This is a genomic window from Shewanella sp. 1311 (assembly GCF_059338235.1).
Map to the genome: position 1 here is coordinate 1,051,159 of NZ_CM181686.1, position 22,211 is coordinate 1,073,369.

Genomic DNA, 22,211 nt, shown 5'->3' on the forward strand with positions numbered 1-22,211 from the left:
AATGTTGGCCTAAAATACGGAGTTGTAATTCCACCTATATGTTAACCCTCATCATTATAGTGCTTGTCGCTGTCGGAGTTTCTTTTCTGTGCAGTGTGTTCGAAGCTGTTCTGCTATCGGTTACCCCAAGTTATATCGCATCACTCGAACAAACTGACTGTGCCGCAGCCACGCGCTTGCGTAAACTGAAAGAAAATGTCGAAGCCCCATTGGTGTCAATCCTTACGTTGAATACTATCGCCCATACCGTCGGCGCCGCCGTTGCGGGTGCGCAAGCAGCGAAAATATTTGGTGACGATATGTTGGGTGTTTTCTCGGGCGTATTGACCTTTATTATTCTGTTCTTCTCAGAAATTATTCCTAAATCATTAGGTGCCAACCATTGGCGTCGCCTCGCACCGAGCGTTTCTGTTGCTGTGATGTGGATGAAGCGTGTCACTAGACCGCTGATCTGGATGTCGCAGCAAGTCACTCGTTTGATGGGCAAAGGTGATGAAGGCCATTATATCCGCCAAGAAATGAGCGCTATGGCCAAAATCGGCCATGAATCCGGTGAGCTTGACGAGCAAGAGTCAAAAATTCTGACGCAAATGCTCAAGGTACGTGATATGCCCGTTACGGCAATCATGACGCCGCGCACTGTGATGTTCTCGCTGCCAGTGGATCTGACTCAAAATGAGTTTGTGCGTCAATACCGCGACAAACCTTTTACCCGTATTCCCGTGTACGACCAAGATCATGATGATGTGATTGGTTACATTACCCGCACCGATGTGTTGCTGGCTGAGCGTTACACGCCAGAAGCGCCGATTGGTGAGCTTAAACGGAGTTTATTTGTGGTGCCTGAAACCGCAAAAATTCTGCCACTTTTTGAGCGTATGATTAAGCGTAACACCCAAATTGCTATGGTGGTCGACGAGTACGGCAGTAGCCAAGGTATCGTGACTCAAGAAGATATTATCGAATCTATGTTAGGATTAGAGATTGTCGATTTAAACGATCCCGCGACCGATATGCAGCAATTAGCACGTAAACTTTGGACTAAGCGCATGAAGCAAAAAGGCATTCGCCTATCCGATGACGGTGATTTTGAAGCCGCATCCGATGATGACGAAGCCAAATCCGGCTGAAGGCTAAGCAAATTTAGTGCTTGTTAATATAAAGGGAGCCTAGCTCCCTTTATTCTTTTAGAATGCAAATGACTCAGAACCGTCTGAACCTCGCATTTTGAGGTCGCTTGGGTATATACTCACCCGCCGTAATAGAGGTAAGTTATGACACAGGGTTACACACTCTCACTCGCGCACATTAATGACACCCATTCGAATTTTGAACCCAGCCGCGTCCAATTTAACCTTAACATCGGCCAGCATAAGCTTGATGTAACCAGCCATAGCGGTGGTTATGCCCGCATCGGCCACAACATCACTAAGGCACGTCAAGCAGCCGCACAAAACGATACGCCGTTTATTTTTCTGCACGGTGGTGACAGCTTTCAAGGCACGCTTTATTTCAGCCATTTTAAAGGCAAGGCCAACGCCCACTTACTCAATCTGTTAGCGCCCGATGCTATGGTCATTGGCAACCACGATATCGATGAAGGTAACGCCAGACTTGCCGAGTTTGCCAAGCAGATTGATTTCCCATTGCTTGCGGGCAACATGGATTTAAGCCAAGAAGATCTCAACAAACCCGGTTGTCTGCGCGGTTTGCCTAATATCTTGGATTATGATCACCAGCAAAAACGCGCGAAATACCTGCTTAAGCCTTTCCACGATAAGACGTTAGCCATTGTCGGCATTACTTTAGATCAAATGAAAGAGATCGCTCGCCCCGATCCTGACACCCATTTTGTCGATGCTATCGCGACAACCGCACGCACGGTTGAGCACCTTAAAAATCAAGGCATCGAACATATTATCGTGCTCAGCCACTTAGGCTTAGATCAGGATAAGCGCCTTGCGGCCGAAGTCGATGGTATTAGCCTTATCGTCGGTGGTCACACGCATACGCTACAGGGCGATTTTCGCGCTTTAGGTTTGAGCAACCTGCCCTACGGCGAAGTCATTAACAACACGCCGATAGTGCATGCGGGTAAATATGCCGAAGTCGTCGGCTTAGCCGAGATAACGTTTGATGCTGAAGGCAAAGTGCTCAATGTAAAGGGCGGCAACTATTTCATGCTGGATCATCACTTTATCTTAAGTGCTAACACAGCTGTCGATAATCAAGATTACCAAGCGGTGCGTCAACAACTCAGTCAGCACCCGAATGTCCTTTGGGATGATGCCGATGCCGATATTGATGGCGTGATCCGAGACATCTACAAACCCGCCATCGCGGATATGGAGAACAAAGTTTTAGCACTGGTGCCAAAAAACTTAGTCCATACGCGCCTGCCCTCTAAGGCCCTGCCCCACGGCAGTGAAATTGCGCCTTGGGTCAGTCGCAGCATGTTCCAAGAAGCTAAGCTTGTCGATCCTAGGGTGAACTTTGCCCTGCATAATGCCGGCGGTGTTCGCCAGTCGGTGGCCCAAGGTCAGTTGACGCTGGCGGATGTGATGGGGCAATTACTGCCCTTCGAATTGCCGCTGGTTAAGTATGAAATTCAAGGCCAGTTCCTCTATCAAGCGCTCGAGTCGGCGATTAACGCGGCGACCAACAACAGCGTCCGTGGCACTGGTGCGGGCAGTTTCCCTTACACCTACGGCTTACGGTATTACTACGATGGCCGCCGTCCACTGGGCGAACGTTTATTCAGATTAGAGATGATGCAGCCAGACAGTCACTCCCTTTGGTATCCAGTTGAACAAGAGTCACTGTATGTTGGGGTATCGACCTCTTACACAGCTGCAGGTAAGGAAGGCTATCATCCATTGCTGCAAGCCCGCTGGCAGGAGTCGATGGAGTCACTGACTTTGCCACAAGCCTTTATTCGATTTTTAAATCGCTCACCGAATCTGTCTGATTTACTGTCACAGCACGTGCATTACACCAGCCACAGCCAACGTATAGGTTAAGTGCCGATGCTCCCCATGGCGTCAACATTAATGCAGTGAGGAGCAAAGTAAACGAATGAGTGACGACATAGAAAACGTTGAATAGGCAGTGATGCAAAACAAACGTTGCTCTCATTGCCTGTCATCTCAAATTGCTAGACTTATAAAATTGCTAGGCTCTTAAAATTGCCAGTCGGATTGTGGCAAGCGCTCAGTAAACCAATCCTTTGCCTTGCCCTGCGCGTCTTTACGCCACGCCATAAACACAGCTTGGGGTGGGCGCGGCATTTCCACATGACAAGCCACTAAGCTTCCCGTCGCCAACGCATCTAAAATCAAGTGTTTTGGAATATAGCCTACGCCAAGTCCCAATTGCTGCGCCTTTATCTTGGTCTGCATATTTGGCACCCGAATCACTTGGCGACTATCAAATAAACCGCTCGAACGCTGCGCTAAGGCCGTCGAACTGTCTGCCACCACGATGGAAGGGAATTGCAACAATGCCTCGGTCGGAATAGGACCCGCATGTTGCGCCAATGGATGGGCAGGATTTAAGGCAAACACAAACTCCAACTCACCGATTTCGACCACATGATATTGACCTTTTGGCAGTTCACCCGTCACGCCAATGGCAATATCGGCACGGCCCGAATAGAGTGCATCCCAGCCGCCACCTAGGGATTCTTCACTGATGTTCACCGTCACTTGCTTACCCAGCTCAGTAAATTCCCCAATCAACTGCAATAGGGGTAAATCCGGCACGACAGTATCGATTGCTAAGGTTAACGAAGACTCCCAGCCGGTCTCGAGTTGACGTACCGCTTCTTCCAGCCTAGACGTTGCCGAAAGGATTTCTCGCCCTTGGCGCAGCACAAGTTGGCCGACTAAGGTCAGTTCGGCGCGTTGGCCCTTACGTTCAAATAATTTTGTGCCTAAATCGCTTTCCAGTTTCTGCACTGTGTAGGTCAGCGCCGACGGCACACGGAACAAGGACTCGGCCGCTGCGGAAAAACTGCCTTTTCTATCAATGGCATCGAGTACGATTAATCCATCGAGACTAATAGATGGCAACATAAAAACCTCATATTCAAATTATTTGAAGTCAACATTGAAAATGTTCCGATTTTCTTTGCCAAAGGTCAAGTCTACACTGCTTAGCAATGGAGAGGTTCTACGGAACTCACTGCCGAAATCGGATGTAGATACTGAGTAAAGTTAAGTTAGAACAGATTTAAAAACTGAGTTAAAACTGATTGAACAACACACTTAAATACTTGTTAAATAATTTGAAATAAGGAATACACCATGAAAGCACTCATCGCAAAAACACTCAAATCAGCCCCTAATCTTGCCCCACTGGCACTGCGTATTCCTATCGGGATTATCTTAATCGCCCATGGTTCACAAAAACTGTTTGGTTGGTTTGGTGGTTACGGTTTAGAAGGCACTGGACAATGGATGGCATCCATTGGTCTGACGCCAGGTTACTTAATGGCACTGATGGCAGGTTCAAGTGAATTCTTTGGCGGCCTATTCCTGTTACTCGGCCTGCTAACTCGCCCAACCGCCCTCGTATTGTCATTCACTATGATAATAGCGATTTTCTCAGTACACATAGGCAACGGTCTGTTCCTTGCTAACAACGGTTACGAATTTGGTCTCGCCCTACTCGCAGCTACAGTGTCATTGGCGGTTTCAGGCGCCGGTAAGTTCGCTGTCGATAACGTATTCGCTAGCCGCATCAAATAAAGGGGAAGCAAGATGATCACATTAAGAAAAGCACAGGACCGCGGTCAAGCAGACTTAGGCTGGCTAAAGAGTCAACATACCTTCTCTTTCTCTAGCTACTATGACCCAGAGCACATGGGGATATCATCCCTAAGAGTCATCAACGATGACAGAGTAACGCCCGGCGCAGGTTTTGATACCCATGGTCATAAAGACATGGAGATCATCAGTTACGTGATATCTGGCACTATCGCCCATAAAGATAGTTTCGGTAATATCAAAACCTTACCCGCTGGTGAGTTTCAGTTGATGTCGGCGGGTAAAGGCATTTACCACAGCGAGTTCAATGCTTCTAATACTGAGCCGCTACACTTTTTACAGATTTGGATCCGCCCAGATACCTTAGGCATAGATGCGGGTTATCAGCAAAAGGCATTCGAGCAGAGCTCACCGCTGACGGCTGTGGTGACACCAAACGGTGAAAACGGCACGCTAAAAGTGCAACAGGATGCGACCCTATATCGTTTAGTATTAAGCGAAGGCGAAAAAGTGACGATGGCCAGAACCGCCGAACAAGCGAGTCGTCATCTGTATGTTCAATTGATTGAAGGTACGCTAGATATCAATGGCACAACACTCACGGCGGGGGACGGCGCACATCTGACCCAACTTGCGAGTGTCGACTTTACGGCGACAAGCGGCCAAGTCACCGCACTAGTATTCGACTTGTCAGCTAACGCGTAATACGAGCGAATGGCTTAACTGAACCACTCAGTAAAACCGCTTAACGATTGAGTAAACGATTAAGCAAGTCATTGAGCAAACGGTTGAGCAAGTGATTACATGCCAGCTTGATAAGCACTCACCTAGAAGCACTGCCACAAGTCATCTTTGGCAGTGTTTTTTATTGGCGTTTTGATGGCCATGTTATAAGGCGATGTTATAAAAGCAGTGCTAACGGCCTCGTTGAGCGAACCAGACCCGCACTTTGATAAGCTGAGTTATAGCGCGAGTGTCATGCTGAAATTAACCAACACTTGGGCTTGGCCCTGTGCTTTATCCGCCGCATTTAAAAAACGCTTATGTTCATTACGGCGAATACTGCGAAATCCTTGTTTTTCAAAAAAAGGTCGCGCGAGATAGGATGCTTCAACCGTTAATCGTTTCAGCGCTAAAATTTTAACTTCTTCAAACAACGCAAAATACAAAGAGGTGGCGACCCCAGAACGGGCATATTCGGGATGAACGAACAGACATTCCACTTCGGCAGCGGCTTCAACTTCACTGTCGGCACCTATCTTAAGATTGATAAATCCCACCAGCATGTTATCGGCTTCAGCAACCCAAATCGTGGTGCCCTTTAAGCGTTCGAGCCAATAGTTCTCACTGCGGATCTCACCTTCGATATAAGCCCAAGCAGAGCGCTCGGCAAACGAGTAAAACTCGCCAGAGCCTTGCATTACACTCGCCTCAAAGATCGCCGCCAGCTGCGAGACATCCGATGGCGTAAATAGTCGGATCTTCATTCTCTGCCCTCCATCTTGAATTGTTAACCGCTTAAGATTAACCGTATTCTAATTTAAGTTAAATAGTGCTGATTTAACTTAAATAGTGTCACTCAACGGCGTTAAGCTAATGTTTTACTGTGGAATACCTTACATCACTTTTTGGTTGAAACCATAGTAAGCTAACGTTAAATATTCTTCTCCATATAGAAGCCAGGGATCACTTGCCCTAGTTTTTGCTGATAACTACGCTGTATTTGAATGAATCCCATACGGGTAAACAATCCTTTAGAGAGATAAGAGGCGTCCACACTCAAGCGCGCATAGCCTTGCGCCTTAGCCCACGCTTCTAAAACAAGATAAGCACGTTCACCCAATCCCTTAGCTTGATAATCTGGATGGATATATAAGCTGTCTACATAACCTTGGTGGGCAAAATGGGTTTCGACATTGATAAAACCGCAGCAAATTGAAGAAGCTGTCGCTGCATCTTGGACTAATACCACCCACGCCTTTGAGCGGTTTAAGCGCAAATCCCAATGTTTAGCCGATCTTGGCGCCGCAGACCAAGCAGAAAGTTGCGCCTGTGAATAACGAGCATGGGTGATGTTATGCACACAAAGATGAAATAACTCACTCACCTCACGGGCATAACATGACTGATAAGGCTGGATCTCGAACTGTTCAAACGCCGTCACTTAAGTGTTCTCTGTTAAGTAATAACCGCTAGCAATAGCGCTATTTTGCCGCGTTTCGCTTAATCGAGATAGACTCAGATTTTGCGGCATTGAAGGCTAAAAACAAAAACGGCCTCGAAGGTATCGAAGCCGTTGGATTAAAGAGGCGCACAGGTTAGCGCACTCGCCACTGTTACTTCTTATCGATTTGACCGACAAATAACAGTTTATCAAAGGTGCGGTTTAAGGTTTTGCTAGTGAATTCGTTCATCCACATTTGTTCAACCACAGCCACTTTATCGCCTTTACTCACTTCAGTTTGAGGACCCGCAGCCCAAAAAGTGGTGTCAGCTTCTTTAATTTGTACGTAGGTGTAACCACCACCGTTCATCGTATCAACAACAGTACCTTCGTGGGTGACACCCTGAGCCCAAGCACTTGACATGCCTAACGCTAAAGTCGCTACCGCCGCTAATTTTACCCATTTTGCCATCATGCCTGCGTTCCTTTTGTTTTGCTAATATGCTGCATTAAAGCACGCTAAAAACAATAAATCGCTAATCTCTATCACGAAATACAACACTTATCGCAAAAGCAGTATTTTTCTTAAAAGACGGGAACTTCATTTCAACAGCGGTTTTAGCATGCCTTCTAAACCATTAAGCTTGATTTCGTACATTAGGGCTAATTGCTCACCGAGTTTTCCCTGGGGGAAACCTTGCTTATGGAACCACACCAAATAAGGTTCGGGTAATTCGAGTAACTTACGCCCAGCGTACTTACCAAAGGGCATTTTTTGATTTACAGCGTCGATGAGTAGTTGCTGATCCATAGATTGTTATCTCGTGCAGGTAATCCCGATAATCCCACGGATGCTACAACATAAGCCAATCAATGTCGCCGTTAGCTTATACAAAAACGCACACAAAAGTGACCCGACGCCCAAAGGCCAAGTTGGCATCATCGACGCACAAAATGCTCCACGCAGAACCCTAAGCGACAATCTTTAATAAATTTGGCCCTAAGTTAGCGCATGGCGCATATTGAAAACCATATTCACTGCATAAACGCTCAGACTCGCCATGGGCGGTAATACTGATGCAAGTCCCAGAACTTGCGTGTCCATCGACAAAGTCCATCACTCGCTCAAGCATGATCTTCGCCAGTCCATAGGATTGGTATTCAGGCAACACGATAAAATCTTCAATGGCCAAATGCCCAGGCTTATTGCCGTAAACACACGCCGTTGCTAACAGATTAGACTTAGCGACTCCCGCGCCAGCATGCTCCATTTCAGCATTGTCACTCAATCGGATAGAGACCCAAAACAGTGCCTGTACATCCGCAAGCTCAACGCCGATAGAAGGGCGGCCCACAGTGCTACGCAAATTGAGGAGTTCATGGAATAACGGTGCGGTTTCAACGAGTTCAAACTTAATAGGCATAATAGTTTTGATATCCATTTGGCGTCCCTTCTCTCATGGTTGAAATTTCAAGCGATTTAGACGGCAGTCTATAGAGATGATAAAGCCAGCATTTGGCAGTTTGATGACAAGCACCTCACCAAACAAGACCACTTTCGACTGAGAAGCCGATTCTTTACACAGATTTGTTAATAACATTTAGCAATATAAAATTAACATTTATACCGATAGAGAAATAAAAAACCAGAATTCACATCCTGTGCATAGCCATCGATTACAACAAACAAGCCTGCAAGTAGAGATAAAATAAATAAAACCATTTAAAACCATTTAAAACCATTTAAAACCAATAAGATAAAAAATCGTACTGATACATTCCTCCTCACCTGTTGCTCGTCAAATTAACGGCGCATGACCAGATACTGACAAAAAATGATGTGCGACAATTTAATTAAAAACCGTCAAAAATCAGCCAATTGACCGAGATTAACATAAGGTTTACATTCGATTTTGAGCATAAATGCGGTGTGGCTCCAAACTCATCAACTCGCTGCCCAAGGGTCATCAAAAGAATTAAGGAATGCGTCATGATAGTGTTAATCGGCGGAGAAAAAGGCGGCAGCGGTAAAAGTTGCTTAGCCCAAAACATAGCAGTTTTTCTAACCACAGAATGCAATGCCTCAGTCATCATGGTGGACTGCGATCCCCAGCGCACCACATCAGATTGGATCCAGGCGAGAAACAACAATCCCAAACTGGCCAGCATTAATTGTGTGCAGCTTTACGGCAAGATCCGTAATGACTTGCTCAGTCTTGAACAACATTATGATGTGGTCATAGTCGACTGTGGTGGTCAAGACAACCTAGCGCTGCGAGCAACCATGTCAGTCGCCGCTTACATTTTAATGCCCTTAAGACCTAAGCGTCGCGATTTGAAAACCGTTAGCCACATGGACGATATCGTCGCGACCTGTAAGATGATAAACCCAAAGCTACAGGCTTCATTTGTGATTACCCAATGCCCAAGTTTACCTAATCAAGCTAACCGAATTTTAGAAGCCAAAGAAGTCTGTAAAACCTATGATATCAACGTCCTTGATGCAATAACCTACTGCAGGAATGTGTATGATGACAGCGAAGAGTCAGGTCTGTCAGTAATTGAAATAGACCCTAACGGAAAGGCCGCCGAAGAAATCCGCACTATCGCCTGTGAACTGTTCCAAGTTGATTGCGCCGCCAGTTTAGAAGACCGCTTACATCCTGCGATGCTCGCTCAGAGTGCTGGTAAGGGTCAGATGCACAATGGTTTGACAAATAATGGTTTGCTCAATAATGGTTTGCTCCATCAAACTCAACCCACTCACCTTAACACTAAACAAAGGGGGCAAAATGGGACTCAGCGACCTCAAGAAAAACGCTATGCCATCTAGCAGCATACAACCGTCGCTTTCGTTAGATGAATTTATTGAGGCCGCAAACTTATATGCCATGGGACAAAGCCTAAATAAGACAAAAAGCAGTCATTTCGCTTTTGAAGCGGATGCAACAAACGCTAACACCGCTGACTCAAAGGTCGCTAACATAACGACCGACATCGGGCTAAGTCATTCCAATGTGCTGCTCTTGCACAAGCAGAGCTTAGGAACTGAAGTTTTATCGCCAGCAAAAGTAGAGGCCACAACTCACTATCGCAAGGCAACCTTTTCACTCAGCGAAGCGGCTATTAGCCAGCTCGCCACCTTGTCGGAAGAAAGCACGCTCTCCAAATCGAAACTGCTCCGATTCTTGATTGAACAACATTACGAACTGCCCATTGCCCTGAGGCAATTACGAGAACAACAGCTCCAAAACCGTTAACGCTTCGCAATACTCCCACCCTTTTCCGGTAACTCAGCTAAGCTCGGGTTATCGGCTTTTTTACTTAAGAACAAGCACCAAGATAAAAACCACAATAAAATCGCGGCATAAGTTCTGATCCCACCTATCCTTAAATGTACAGAATGCTGAATAAATGATATTTATTCAGGGTTAACACGCAACATTAAGGTGTATTTTTTGTTAAAGCCGATCCGACTTATTTGCCTTTGTTTATGCGCCGTGTTTCTGATGCCCTGCTACGCAGAGTTTTCATTGGCACAAATCCCGCCGCTCACGAACAAAACGCCCATCACCTTAGTCGCAGAAAAGGGATTTTGGACCGACTATTTAACCCAAGAAATGTTGCCTAAATTTACCGAAAAAACTGGCGTCAAGGTGCAAGTGATCAGCACTGAGCTAGACACTATGTTTAACTTACAGACCCAAGATTTACTCCAAGGTTCGGGCAAATACGACTTGCTAACGATGGAAGCTGGCTGGGCAAAAGAATGGGCCGCCAATGGCTACACTGTGCCCTTAGTCGAACTCGCGAAACTGTACGATCCCGATGGCGAAAAGGCCATGGAGAAATACCTAGAACCCTATTATCCATCGCTACTTAATATTTTGTCCTACCATGGTGAAATCCATGCGATTCCCTACAACAACTATGTGATGGGCAATCATTACCGAGCGGATCTCTTCGCTAATAAAACCGAAAAAACACACTTTCAGAGCCAGTTCGGCTACCCGCTCGCACCAGCAAAAACCTTAACCGAGTTACGGGATCAAGCCCAGTTCTTCACTCGTAAAGCGGGCGCTATGTTGGCGGATAAAATGTTAACCCACGACTTTTATGGCCTAGCGCTAATGTCGGGCGATAAGCCACATATTAACGATGAATTTTCCAGCATGATCTGGAGCTTAGGCGGCGCTTGGATGCAGCCAATTTATAACGACCAAAAACAGATCAGTCATTTTGAAGTGCCGACCATCAACCATGAAGCCATTGAAACCGCCAAGCTTTATCGCGAATTAATGCCCTATGCCGTACCTGCTAACGAGCAATTTGCCTTCAATGAGGCCGCCAATGCAATCGCCACGGGCCAAGCGGCAATGTGGCCTTTTGCCTACAATAATTTGTGGCACAAATCTTTTAAAGTTGAACAAAATATTCCCGGCGCACGCCTTGCGGTGAGTCAAGTGCCCGGCGGTTATCCCTATAACGGCGCCTATGCCTTTGCCGTGAGCTACGACAGTAAAAATCCCCAAGCGGCCTATTGGCTCATCAAATACATGGGCACCTATGAGGCGCAATACGCTTATGCCTTGGGCGGCGGTAACCCCTGTCGTATGGATGTTGTGACCGCCAACGAATTTAAAAGTGAATCATTAAGGACCATAGCGGGGGCATTCGAAGCAAGCCATATCGCGAATATGTTTTGGTCAACTAAGGTGTTAGAACTTGGGCATTTTACCAGTACAGCCATGGGACAGATTTACCCTGAACTCAGCCATGCATGTTATCGCGCTAGCCGCAGGCCCACTGACAGCGAGGATATTTTTATTAAATTAAGTGCAGAGATAAAACACCTCCAAAATACCTATGGAGAGGTACCTGCGATTGACAAGAAAACCAATGACAAGCACTAAACCGCTGAAAAGCCTAAAACAAAAAATAACCTTAGCCTTCTATATCATAGTGGGCATGGCGCTATTTAATGGTGTCGTCGCCATACTGCTGTCACAGCAACTGAAATCAGAAATTGAGCATTTAGTGGGAGTGAATGTTGTTAAAGTCACCACTGCGCTGCAACTGGCAAAAAACAGTGAAAAACTGCAAATCATCACAGCGCGCTTAAATCATTATGATAATGAACAGCAAAGACTTCGCCTATTGAGTGAGCTCTCGGCGCAGTGGGAACGATTAATTAATGACTCCCGATTACTGGCCTTGATTGAAACCTCTAGTGTCAGTAAGCAAGAATTGAATCACGCGTTAGATATCCAACTTTACTATTTACAACAGCTGCCATTACTTGCCGAGTTAACCGATTCCGCCCTACAAGCCAATTTACAAGCAACAAATATTCAGGCCAATTTAACCTCAATGGCATCGGGATTTACCGATGAAATGCAGACCCAATTTCACAGCATCAATGCCGATTCAGAGCATCAGCTTAAGCTGAAAAATTTTGACAAGATTGCGATGAATATCAATACCAACCAGCAATTGTCTCAATTTAGTCATTTGGGAGAACACTTATTTACCCGCCTATCTCAGGTAAAAATTATCGACAATCTGGTTGAGCTTAACCGCACCCAAAGAGAAGCGATGCGGCTGCTGTTAAATATGGAGGCGATTCTCGGGGGCGTTAGCGGGGATACCAGTTTATATTTCAATTTGTTATCGCAAATAAAACAGACCATGGTCGGTGAAGATAACCTGTTTGAACTGTCCCGCAAGGCCATTAAAAGCACGCATATCGCCAATGCGCATTTAGAGTACCAAGCCGATGCCGCGCAAATTGTCGCGACTTATACTCAAAATCTGGTCAACCAAGTCGAGAATGAAATCCAACAAACGGGCGGCGAACTTAAAAGCGACAGTACCGCATTTATCATATTGATTTTTTGCAGTGGTATTCTGTATTGCTTCTTCATCTGGCTCACCAGCTGGCACTTTATCACTAAGGGGATTATCAAGCCTGTGATGGCGACACGAGATGCTATGAACGCTATCGCCAACGAAAAGCTCGACACCCACATGCCAGTCACTGACAACCTAGAACTGCAGCAAATGGTGAACTCTTTAGAAACACTAAAAAGCTATGCGGCCCAGGTTAAAGGAATGGCGGAAACCGACGGACTAACGGGCTGCTACAACCGACGTTATTTAGATATACAACTCCAAAAAGAACTCGAGTATGCAAGGGATCACAATATGCCCCTTGGCATTATTCTGTTTGATATTGATAACTTTAAACAATTTAACGACAGATATGGCCATGTCGCCGGCGATCAATGCCTGAAAAACATTGTTAACGCCGCTAAATCCATCTTAAAACGCCCAACTGACATGCTCGCCCGCTATGGCGGTGAGGAATTTATGATAGTGCTGCCATCGAGTCATCTCGAGGAGGTCTATCAATTTGCCGAACGATTGCGGGAGAAAATCATCAGCCTAGAAATTCCCCATGAAGACTCTCCCCATGCGGGCATACTTACCATCAGCGCGGGGATTACTTGCTGGCAACTACCGCAACAGCTAGATGCCAATAGTTTAATTAATCGCGCCGATGAAGCCCTCTATCATGCCAAACTGACGGGGCGTAACCGCACCGAAGCCCTCCTCGGCCAACCCATTCGCTATTCCTAAGGAGCCAATCGCGGCGGCAGAAACGTTTCTTTTTTCAGCAAAGGATTGAGTTAAGTCCTCTTCACCCCCATTAGCTAATACTAAGTTAATCAGGATCAGGTCAGGGAAAGTATGCTCGCCATTGTTATCACGCTTATCCTCGGAGTCGGGGCAATCGCTTGGCTACTTTCAAGTCGTTGGCGCAAAACCTTGCACCGCCGCCGAGTCACAGCAAAACCCTTTCCAAAAGAATGGCGCAGCATTCTCAAAAAAAGACTGCCTTACTTCCATGCGTTACCGACAGATTTACAGCTACAGCTCAAACGGCTTATCCAAATCTTCATCGATGAAAAGGAGTTTGTTGGCTGCGATGATTTCGAGATCACCGATGAAGTGAGAGTCACTATCGCAGCACAGGCGTGCCTCCTGCTGCTCAATCGAAAAACAGACTTTTACCCTAAACTGAAACAAATTTTGGTCTATCCCGATGCCTTTATCGTTAATAATCAACATAGAGACACGAGCGGTATCGTGTGGGAACAGCGTAATGTGCTGGCGGGCGAATCTTGGGAATACGGCAAAGTGGTACTTTCATGGAAAAATACCTTAGACGGCGCCGCCGATCCCCACGATGGCAATAATGTCGTGATCCACGAGTTTGCCCATCAGCTGGATCAAGAAGACGGCCAAGCTAATGGCGCGCCGATACTGCAGCATTTTGCCGATTACAGCACTTGGTCCGAAGTGCTAAGCAAGGCTTTCACCCAATTACAACACAGCGCAAACTTTGGCACGCCCTCATTATTTAATTACTATGGTGCGACGAATCCCGCTGAATTTTTTGCCGTTATTACTGAAGTTTTTTTTGAAAAGCCAGAGGATTTCTACCAACAACATCCAGACTTGTATCGGGAACTGAGCCGCTTTTATCAACTCGATCCGATAAACTGGTATTAACCTATAAAAGTAGAGGCACACTAAATGCTCAAAGACACTCATGCATTCGCAATTGAAGGCACCACTGTTAATCGCCCCGCTAATATGTATCGCGCGACTAATGCCAGTCGTGCCACTAATGTTAATCGCGCTAGCTTGGGGTTACTGCTCAGCGTATTAATGCTTGGTGGACTTAATGTAAGCGCACAGGCACAGGACTCGCCGACACAAAGCGCTCAAACACAAGATACTCAAGTCCAAGGCGCTCAAACAACATCGAGTTCAGACCAACAAGCGGCAGCTCAGGTGTTGGATTTACTCAACCAATATTCAAGCGATGCCGATTGGGATAAGTATTTTGCCCTGTACCGAAAAGACGGCATTTTTATTGGTACGGATGCGAGTGAACGTTGGAGAATGGCGGAGTTTGAACATTACTCCCGCCCTACAAAAGGTTGGCGCTATGATTTAACGGAGCGGCATTTAATCCAACATGGCGACGTCATATTGTTCGACGAGTTATTAAATAGCCCCGCCTATGGTGTCAGTCGAGGAACCGGTACTTTGATCAAAACCGATGGCAACTGGAAAATTGCGCAATACCACTTAAGTTTCCCAATCCCCAATGAGATAGCGAAACAGATCACCGCCGAGATCAAAGCCGCAAATAAACAATAATGCCGTACTCCCCAGAATACAGTTTCGAAAGCGTACAATTTATAAAAGTGAGATTTAGATAGCATCGCTGTTTCAAATTGTACGGTTTCAAAAAAAGCAGCGTTAAGAGAAAGCAGCTAACAGCGAACGCTATCTCAAGGACACGGTAAAACACACATTCGCCAATTGGGAGAAGTGGATAAAACTTTGAAAATCCACTTCTTCAAATGCCCTTTCCGAAGGGCCCCGATCCGCATAATAAAACCCGATCACTTTGCTATCAACCAACAAAGGCGCCAGTAAAAAGCCCTGCCTTGACACGTGCCGTGCCTGTAATTCCTTGCACTGCTCCTGCCATTTTTTAGAACAGGGATCGTCCACCCAAAGTGGCGCCTTATGCTCCATCGCTTGATGAAATAGCCCACGTTTGTCACTCAAATCGATAATAAACTCTTGTTTTATCGCATCGGCATCACGGCCCAATATCACCCTAGGCTGGAGCTGTTTACGGCTTGGCGATAACAACAAAACACCGCAGCGGTCAACACCCACGCCCTCAAGAATACCTTCAAGAACCGTCTGCATTATCTGATTGAAATCTGCTTTATTAATGGCAAAACCTGTCAATTCACGCAACTTAGCTAACTGAATATTCAAGTTAACTTGATAGACTGGCATATCTAACGGAATGGGAGGTAGATCGGGTTCAGCGGCGACAATACGTTTAGGATCGGGCAAGTAATCGAGTAACACTTTAGCACCGTACACTTCTGCCAACTTATGGGTCGCATTCGCGCAGCGTTGCATTCGTACCAAAAACTCTTTCTCTTCTAGCCCAGTAAAACTAGCCGCTTGAGTCATACGTTTCGCTAACTCGAGCTTATCGAGAACGGGTTGCGATAAAATGTCGCAGAGCTTATCGGCAAGAAAAATAGCCCGAATATCTGGCCGCTGATCCTCTGGATAATTCAACGCTTGGATCAGCAACTCTCCCAATCCCCAATTGCGGGCAATACTCTGGGTGAGCTGCAAAAAAGAAGCACCAAGGGCTTCGCGGGTAGCACTTCTCTCTTCGGCGGGCGTTTCACATTGGCAGAGCGTTAAATCTAATTCTTCGGTAAATTCGCCCCCAATACTCCAAAAAGCGCTCTCGCCGATGTGATACAACAAAGAGGCAATAAAGGCTTCCTCCTGCATTTCCTCGTCATGATGACTCAACATCATCCGCGCAATCATGGCCGCTTGAAATGCCTTGGCCATCAACTTAATTAACCTTTGATAGACATTGGGCGCGAGATTTTTACTCTCCAACAAGCTTGAGAGTAACTTAGCTGTGATACAGATATTTCGCACTGCATCGAAACCAAGCACTATGGCGGCGCGGCTAACGGTGGAGATTTGGCTACTCCCCTTATGGTAAATAGCACTATTGGCGACTCGAAGAATACGAGAGGTTAAGGCGTTATCGTGCATCACGCTACGCCCAAGTAATGCGAGAGAGGAAACGTCATCCTTGGCGAGCTTTTCTAGCGATTTAACAGTCGAACACAGTGCGGGCATTTCTAATTCACTGATCCGATTTGTCCAATAATCGACCCCTTTATTAGTATTGTTATTAGGCTTCAACCCAAATTTACCTTAGCAATAAAACCTTATTGTTTTGAGTATAGATAAGCACAAATATTTCGCCCGTGGTCTAAGGCTTGTTTTCACCAATCAACAGTTAATTGCTCAATAATTCAACATCAAGTTATACCCGCAAATAAAAATGCCCGAGGCAAAGCTCGGGCATTTAGAGGTTTTAAAACAAGCTGCGTTTAGGCAGTGAAGTACTGCTTCATAACCCGCAACACTTTATCTATGTCCTGACGGCTCACATCTTTGTGAGTCACAAGCCGAATCGTGCGCCCAGGGCTTATCAGAATGCCTTCAGCTCGACAGTGTTTTGCCAATAAATCCGCATCAACTTTAGGCGCTAATTTGGCAAATAACATATTGGTTTGTACTGCGGCTAAATCGACGTCGAACTCACTCAACTCTGCCAACTGGCGAGCCAAATACGCCGCGTTGTCATGATCTTCACTCAGTCGTTGCACTTGCTCAGTTAAGGCGAGCTTACCTGCCGCAGCAAGTATCCCAGCTTGACGCATGCCGCCACCGAGCATTTTACGCCAGCGTATCGCCTTCTTAATCAAACGCTCGTCACCTAAGAGTAATGAGCCAACTGGCGCGCATAACCCTTTGGACAGACAAATTGACACAGAATCAAAATGCGCCGTAATCTCACTTATCGCGATATTCTGCGCCACAGCCGCATTAGCAACTCGCGCGCCGTCGAGATGGATTTTTAATCCGCGATTAAAGGCCAATGCCTGCGCGTCCGCTAAATAGCTTTGCGGAATCACTTTACCGCCAATTGTATTCTCTAAACTGAGCAAACGTGTGCGGGCAAAGTGGATATCGTCAGGCTTAATGGCGGCTTCAATATCGGCCAAGGCAATGGTGCCATCGACTTGATTCAACAAAGGTTGGGGTTGAATGCTGCCTAAGACGGCGGCTCCGCCACCCTCAAATTTATAATTGTGGGCCTGCTGGCCACACAGATACTCATCACCACGCTCACAGTGGGCCATCAAAGCCAATAAATTCGCCTGCGTACCTGAACAGGTAAATAATGCGCTTTCAAAGCCAAACATCTCTGCGGCCATATCCTGCAGACTATTTACCGTGGGATCATCACCGTAAACATCGTCACCTACTTCGGCTCTGGACATGGCTAATCGCATCGCTGCTGTTGGCTGGGTAACAGTATCACTGCGTAAATCTATCATCTCGTCCTCAACTTAAGGTTTGGTTGGCGCTTAATGGGCTCAAGACTCTAGCGCCAAAGGCTTATTTTGTATAGTTTATCATCATGCTTATTCATCATTTTACTGACTCCAAACGTGAATACAGGGGCGAAGTGATGATCTGAATATTGGCTTCAACTAATAAAAACATAAATATACTCAAGATATTGCCGATATATGCCTGTCGATGAGTTGACGCGTGAACGCGTTTCACTTGGCGAAATGCGCCTAAGTCGATAGAATGCCGCACTAAGATGGTCATGCTACAACCATGCGATCACTTTAGTAATTTTGACTAATACTTATCGTTCAATAGGTGATTTGTAGTGAAAAACTCCCAATCTCGATGGATTCAGCTGGTACTTTTACTATTAAGTTTAAGCCTGACATCGCAGGTATTCGCTTGGTCTGATACTGACCAAGATGGCGTGCCTGACATCAAAGATGCCTGCCCTAACACAGCGCCAGACACGCAAGTAATGGCCAATGGCTGTGTTGAAGAGGTAGAGGTGGAAGCGACTGCATCAGCAGATTGTAGTGCGAGTAATCCCAATGCTGAGTTCAGCGCAGATTGTCATAATATTTCTACCGCTGTGGTGTATTTTGAATTTGCCATTGCCGAAGTTGACTTTTCGCAATGGAAAACTTTAGCCTTAGTGAAAGCATATTTAGCAGCGAATGATGTCGCACTAACCTTAGTGGGCCACACAGATATCGTTGGCACGCCTGAGTTTAATTATCAGCTGTCACTTCAGCGCGCTCAAAATGTGAAACGTATTTTGGTTGAAGATTATGGCTTTAATCCAAATCGCTTTACCGTAATGGGTAAAGGTATATCTGAACCTGTAGCGGACAACCGTTCTAGCGAAGGGCGCAGTTTAAATCGACGAGTACAATTTATCGTCAATAATAAATAGTTTTAGTTAGCGTATATTTAGGGAGTTATTCAATGGAAAACCTTGAAGGTTTATTAAAGCAAGCACCGGATCTGATTGTGACTTATGGCTTAAAAGTTTTATTTGCCATTATCATTTTCTTTGTTGGTAAATACTTTGCCGGCGTAGCGCAAAAGCTGGTTCGTAAATTACTTAACAGCCGTAAAGTTGATCCGACAGTTGTTTCATTTGTCGCAAACCTCGCTTGGGCAATTGTGTTTGTTTTCGCAGTGATTGCCACCTTAGGCCAAATTGGCGTACAAACCGCATCATTGGTCGCCGTTATCGGTGCCGCTGGTTTAGCGGTGGGTTTAGCGCTACAGGGTTCTCTGTCTAACTTCGCATCGGGCGTGTTAATGGTGTTATTCCGCCCTTGCCGCGTTGGTGACTATATTGAAGCCGCTGGCATTGCCGGTACTGTTGATGAAATTACTATATTCTCAACCAAGCTTCGTACACCAGACAACAAGGTTATTGTGGCGCCAAATTCATCCATCATGAATGGCACTATCACTAACTATTCGGCAATGGATACTCGCCGTATCGATTTAGTGATTGGCGTATCTTATTCTGCCGATATCGCACTCACGAAGAAAATCTTAACTGAGATTTTAGACAACAACCAATATGTGTTAAAAGATCCATCATATACAGTTGGACTGGCTGAATTAGCGAACTCTTCAATTAATTTCGTGGTTCGCCCTTGGGTAAAAACGGCTGATTATTGGACGGCTCGTTTCCAACTGCTTGAGCAAATCAAAAATGCATTAGATGCAGCCGATATCGGTATTCCATTCCCACAAATGGATATTCATGTCAAAGAATTGCCACTCAGCAAATAACCCTAAATGAATAACCAAGGTCGGCAATTGCCGGCCTTTTTTTATGGTTCTGCATAGCATTTTAGCGTACCTTAAAGGACAGATATTAGCGAAGGCACAGATATTCATGTGCGAGGAAATCCAATGCAAAAATACGTATCATTTTTAGCCGCCAGCTGCATTTATGGCTTAGTGCTGATAAGCCCCAATGTGCTTGCCAGTGAGAAAACCCAGGTTCTTATGGGTGAAAAAACCGTCACCTTGGAAGGCAAGTTACCTAAGCTGTCGCAAATGGCGCCAGGTTTCAAAGTGGTTGATGATCATTTTGCGCCTGTCATGCTAAGCGACTTTAAGGGTAAAACCGTGCTGATAAGTGCCGTACCAAGCTTAGATACGGGCGTGTGCGCACTACAAACTAAACGTTTCAACAGCGAAGTGGGCCATTTTTCCGATGACGTGGTCATGCTAACCATCAGTGCCGATTTACCCTTCGCACAGAAACGTTTCTGCAAAGTAGAAAACGTAGATAAAATCAAAGTACTATCCGATTCCGTCTGGCGTGATTTTGGTGAAAAATATGGCTTGTTGATTCAAGATTACGGCTTGCTCGCGAGGGCTATTTTCATCATAGATGCCGAAGGTAAACTCCAATACCAAGAGTTAGTTCCGAATATCACCGAGCATCCTAACTATGATGCCGCACTTGAAGCGCTGAAAACCATTCAAGCACAGCAGTAATTTACCGCTAAAAAACAGGGCAGCCTTAGCTGCCCTTTTGTTTTACGTTTGTATTTCTACGATTTGGTTTTACGATCTAATGTGTGTGCTGATCGCCATTGGCCTGATAATCAAAGGTCGGCATAGACCAATGATAGCGCAGCGCTAACATCCGCAGGCTAAAACCAACGCTCAGACAAATAACCAGATTAATCCACTCGGTTAATTGATAGGCTTTTAAGACGATATACAAGCCTGCCGTCAGTAGTGAAATCACTGCGTAGAGTTCTTTCTTAAAAATCAAAGGCACTTGATTACACAGGATATCGCGGATAACGCCACCAAAGACGCCCGTCACCAATCCCATCACCACGGCAATCGTTGGGCTAAATCCCAACATTAAGGTCTTCTGCGCGCCCACGATGGAGAACACGGCTAAGCCTAAGGCATCGATAGCTAAAAACAACTTAGATAGATAACGCATCACAGGAGCGATAGCGACAGTGAGCAAAGAAGCGAATGCAATCGCAATAAGGTAATTCACGTGCTCAACCCAAATTAAGGGGTAATTGCCGAGCATCATGTCCCTTAGTGTGCCGCCACCAATCGCCGTTGCGCAGCCAATGATCACTACACCAAACAAATCCATCTGCTTGCGACCCGCCGCCAGAGCGCCCGTCATAGCCTCGGCAATAATACCAATCAGCCAAAGTAATCCAATAATCTGCGTCTCATGCATCTCTGCTACTACCAACAAGGTAAAGAAACAGATTCTGCCTGATAAACCCTCAGTTCTATAATGATTTTATTTTGAATAGATCATTAGAAAAATTAATTCATCATTTCATCAATAATGAATTGCCAATACCTACAACCACAAAATAGCACTGTATAAATTGCAAATAAAATAGCCAGTTATGCGCAAAACTACTTCTCACGTCTATTTAGATAACTAAAGTTTTTAATAAGTATTAATAACGTAAATTCAATTAGATGATAAATAACTGCAGATAATCTAATCGAATGGGCAAAACGCATAAAAATCAGCCACAAAAAAGCGGCCCTCAGGCCGCTTAATTTTCATTCAAACTGAGTCAGAACTACTTAGTGTCAGGCTTAGGGGGATAATTTGCCATCACACTGCCCACCGCTTGATTGATGATCTGTACTCTTTCTTCTGGGGTATTTTTGTCGCGAATGGTATCGGCAACAGAACCACGCCAGATAAGCTTAGTAGTTTTATTATCAACTAAATCAATAATCAGAGTACCAACTTCATATTCTCTCACTGTAGTTTGGGTCTGCATATTGCCGCCCCAACCCCATCCTGGACCATAGTATGGGTTGTAGCCAAAATTACTATTGAAGGTATCAACATTGATTTTCTTATCGACTTTGGTCAGGTAGTTCACCAATACATCAGCGTCTTTCGCATCGACTAATGTCATGCCTTTACTCGCTAACTGGCTATTAACCGCTTCTCTTACTCTTTGATCCATCAAACCATCAAGATGATATCCGGCAGAATCGGCTTTCTGAGCAACCCAAGCATAGGTTTTATATTGGGTAAAATTGGCGCTAGGATCATAGTCCCAGCCAGACTTCATCGAGCTACAGGCACTTAATGCCAGCACAGCTAAAGCTACAAAAATATTTTTCATCTTAATTTCCTCAGATGTTCGAACCGAACAAAGACAAGTATCAGAGATATGAATTTAGCTTACAGAGCAATCATCTGATCTACAACT

Annotated in this window: 24 protein-coding genes; 13 read left to right on the plus strand and 11 right to left on the minus strand. The window is 45.5% G+C overall.

The features are described 5' to 3' along the window. Positions 1-38 precede the first annotated feature (38 nt). Entirely contained in the window at positions 39-1,130 is a 1,092-nt protein-coding gene (locus AC5YB3_RS04705; RefSeq protein ID WP_259559822.1) for a CNNM domain-containing protein, read from the plus strand. Between the two features lie 144 nt (positions 1,131-1,274). Continuing rightward, positions 1,275-3,020, plus strand: coding sequence for a bifunctional metallophosphatase/5'-nucleotidase (locus AC5YB3_RS04710; protein ID WP_494526662.1), 1,746 nt, complete (start codon positions 1,275-1,277; stop codon positions 3,018-3,020). Positions 3,021-3,179: 159 nt separating this feature from the next. Here AC5YB3_RS04710 and AC5YB3_RS04715 read toward each other — a convergent pair whose 3' ends face one another. Continuing rightward, positions 3,180-4,073 carry a LysR family transcriptional regulator gene (locus AC5YB3_RS04715; protein WP_126492431.1) on the minus strand — a complete coding sequence of 298 codons (894 nt, stop codon included), beginning with the start codon at positions 4,071-4,073 and terminating at the stop codon, positions 3,180-3,182. A gap of 231 nt (positions 4,074-4,304) precedes the next feature. Between AC5YB3_RS04715 and AC5YB3_RS04720 the strand changes: the two genes are divergently transcribed. Further along, entirely contained in the window at positions 4,305-4,748 is a 444-nt protein-coding gene (locus AC5YB3_RS04720; protein WP_494526663.1) for a DoxX family protein, read from the plus strand. 12 nt (positions 4,749-4,760) lie between these two features. Beyond that, complete coding sequence (locus AC5YB3_RS04725) at positions 4,761-5,471, plus strand: pirin family protein (protein ID WP_006082490.1); 711 nt, start codon at positions 4,761-4,763, stop codon at positions 5,469-5,471. A gap of 257 nt (positions 5,472-5,728) precedes the next feature. On the opposite strand, the gene AC5YB3_RS04730 is transcribed toward AC5YB3_RS04725, so the two are convergent. From AC5YB3_RS04730 to AC5YB3_RS04750, 5 genes are all read right to left on the minus strand, one after another. After that, positions 5,729-6,253: a GNAT family N-acetyltransferase gene (locus tag AC5YB3_RS04730; RefSeq protein WP_006082491.1), complete on the minus strand. Its 525-nt coding sequence runs from the start codon at positions 6,251-6,253 to the stop codon at positions 5,729-5,731. Positions 6,254-6,420: 167 nt separating this feature from the next. Beyond that, on the minus strand, positions 6,421-6,930 hold the full coding sequence (locus tag AC5YB3_RS04735) for a GNAT family N-acetyltransferase (protein WP_494526664.1): 510 nt from the start codon (positions 6,928-6,930) through the stop codon (positions 6,421-6,423). A 172-nt stretch (positions 6,931-7,102) separates the two neighbouring features. Further along, positions 7,103-7,405: a hypothetical protein gene (locus tag AC5YB3_RS04740; protein ID WP_006082493.1), complete on the minus strand. Its 303-nt coding sequence runs from the start codon at positions 7,403-7,405 to the stop codon at positions 7,103-7,105. A 126-nt stretch (positions 7,406-7,531) separates the two neighbouring features. Further along, positions 7,532-7,741 carry a DUF3820 family protein gene (locus AC5YB3_RS04745; RefSeq protein ID WP_006082494.1) on the minus strand — a complete coding sequence of 70 codons (210 nt, stop codon included), beginning with the start codon at positions 7,739-7,741 and terminating at the stop codon, positions 7,532-7,534. A 160-nt stretch (positions 7,742-7,901) separates the two neighbouring features. After that, entirely contained in the window at positions 7,902-8,372 is a 471-nt protein-coding gene (locus tag AC5YB3_RS04750) for a GNAT family N-acetyltransferase (protein WP_006082495.1), read from the minus strand. A 548-nt stretch (positions 8,373-8,920) separates the two neighbouring features. Here AC5YB3_RS04750 and AC5YB3_RS04755 point away from each other — a divergent pair. From AC5YB3_RS04755 to AC5YB3_RS04780, 6 genes are all read left to right on the plus strand, one after another. Next, complete coding sequence (locus tag AC5YB3_RS04755; RefSeq protein ID WP_494526665.1) at positions 8,921-9,763, plus strand: AAA family ATPase; 843 nt, start codon at positions 8,921-8,923, stop codon at positions 9,761-9,763. After that, positions 9,723-10,190 (plus strand): hypothetical protein, encoded by a 468-nt coding sequence (locus tag AC5YB3_RS04760; protein ID WP_006082497.1) that lies wholly within the window; start codon positions 9,723-9,725, stop codon positions 10,188-10,190. Before AC5YB3_RS04755 ends, AC5YB3_RS04760 begins: the two co-directional genes overlap by 41 nt. Before the next feature lie 249 nt (positions 10,191-10,439). After that, a complete protein-coding gene (locus AC5YB3_RS04765) occupies positions 10,440-11,843 on the plus strand; it encodes an ABC transporter substrate-binding protein (protein WP_494526666.1) in 1,404 nt (467 codons plus the stop codon). Beyond that, positions 11,830-13,569, plus strand: coding sequence for a diguanylate cyclase domain-containing protein (locus AC5YB3_RS04770; RefSeq protein WP_494526667.1), 1,740 nt, complete (start codon positions 11,830-11,832; stop codon positions 13,567-13,569). The genes AC5YB3_RS04765 and AC5YB3_RS04770 overlap by 14 nt, the downstream gene beginning before the upstream one ends. A 111-nt stretch (positions 13,570-13,680) precedes the next feature. Then, a complete protein-coding gene (locus AC5YB3_RS04775; RefSeq protein WP_494526668.1) occupies positions 13,681-14,505 on the plus strand; it encodes a M90 family metallopeptidase in 825 nt (274 codons plus the stop codon). A gap of 24 nt (positions 14,506-14,529) precedes the next feature. Continuing rightward, complete coding sequence (locus tag AC5YB3_RS04780) at positions 14,530-15,162, plus strand: nuclear transport factor 2 family protein (RefSeq protein ID WP_494526669.1); 633 nt, start codon at positions 14,530-14,532, stop codon at positions 15,160-15,162. A 129-nt stretch (positions 15,163-15,291) separates the two neighbouring features. On the opposite strand, the gene AC5YB3_RS04785 is transcribed toward AC5YB3_RS04780, so the two are convergent. The 3 genes from AC5YB3_RS04785 to AC5YB3_RS04795 form a co-directional block, all read right to left on the minus strand. Next, positions 15,292-16,767 (minus strand): HDOD domain-containing protein, encoded by a 1,476-nt coding sequence (locus AC5YB3_RS04785; protein WP_006085696.1) that lies wholly within the window; start codon positions 16,765-16,767, stop codon positions 15,292-15,294. A gap of 191 nt (positions 16,768-16,958) precedes the next feature. Continuing rightward, complete coding sequence (gene ltaE / locus AC5YB3_RS04790; RefSeq protein ID WP_012089747.1) at positions 16,959-17,972, minus strand: low-specificity L-threonine aldolase; 1,014 nt, start codon at positions 17,970-17,972, stop codon at positions 16,959-16,961. Positions 17,973-18,066: 94 nt separating this feature from the next. After that, positions 18,067-18,252, minus strand: coding sequence for a hypothetical protein (locus AC5YB3_RS04795; protein WP_259585090.1), 186 nt, complete (start codon positions 18,250-18,252; stop codon positions 18,067-18,069). Positions 18,253-18,316: 64 nt separating this feature from the next. Between AC5YB3_RS04795 and AC5YB3_RS04800 the strand changes: the two genes are divergently transcribed. From AC5YB3_RS04800 to tpx, 3 genes are all read left to right on the plus strand, one after another. After that, positions 18,317-18,907 carry an OmpA family protein gene (locus AC5YB3_RS04800; protein ID WP_494526670.1) on the plus strand — a complete coding sequence of 197 codons (591 nt, stop codon included), beginning with the start codon at positions 18,317-18,319 and terminating at the stop codon, positions 18,905-18,907. Positions 18,908-18,939: 32 nt separating this feature from the next. After that, a complete protein-coding gene (locus AC5YB3_RS04805; protein ID WP_006082505.1) occupies positions 18,940-19,767 on the plus strand; it encodes a mechanosensitive ion channel family protein in 828 nt (275 codons plus the stop codon). A 123-nt stretch (positions 19,768-19,890) separates the two neighbouring features. Continuing rightward, on the plus strand, positions 19,891-20,484 hold the full coding sequence (tpx, locus tag AC5YB3_RS04810; protein ID WP_063883290.1) for a thiol peroxidase: 594 nt from the start codon (positions 19,891-19,893) through the stop codon (positions 20,482-20,484). A 76-nt stretch (positions 20,485-20,560) separates the two neighbouring features. On the opposite strand, the gene AC5YB3_RS04815 is transcribed toward tpx, so the two are convergent. Both AC5YB3_RS04815 and AC5YB3_RS04820 read right to left on the minus strand, forming a co-directional pair. Then, a complete protein-coding gene (locus AC5YB3_RS04815) occupies positions 20,561-21,202 on the minus strand; it encodes a trimeric intracellular cation channel family protein (RefSeq protein ID WP_006082508.1) in 642 nt (213 codons plus the stop codon). 361 nt (positions 21,203-21,563) lie between these two features. Further along, positions 21,564-22,124: a DUF4136 domain-containing protein gene (locus tag AC5YB3_RS04820; RefSeq protein ID WP_006082509.1), complete on the minus strand. Its 561-nt coding sequence runs from the start codon at positions 22,122-22,124 to the stop codon at positions 21,564-21,566. Positions 22,125-22,211: the final 87 nt, after the last annotated feature.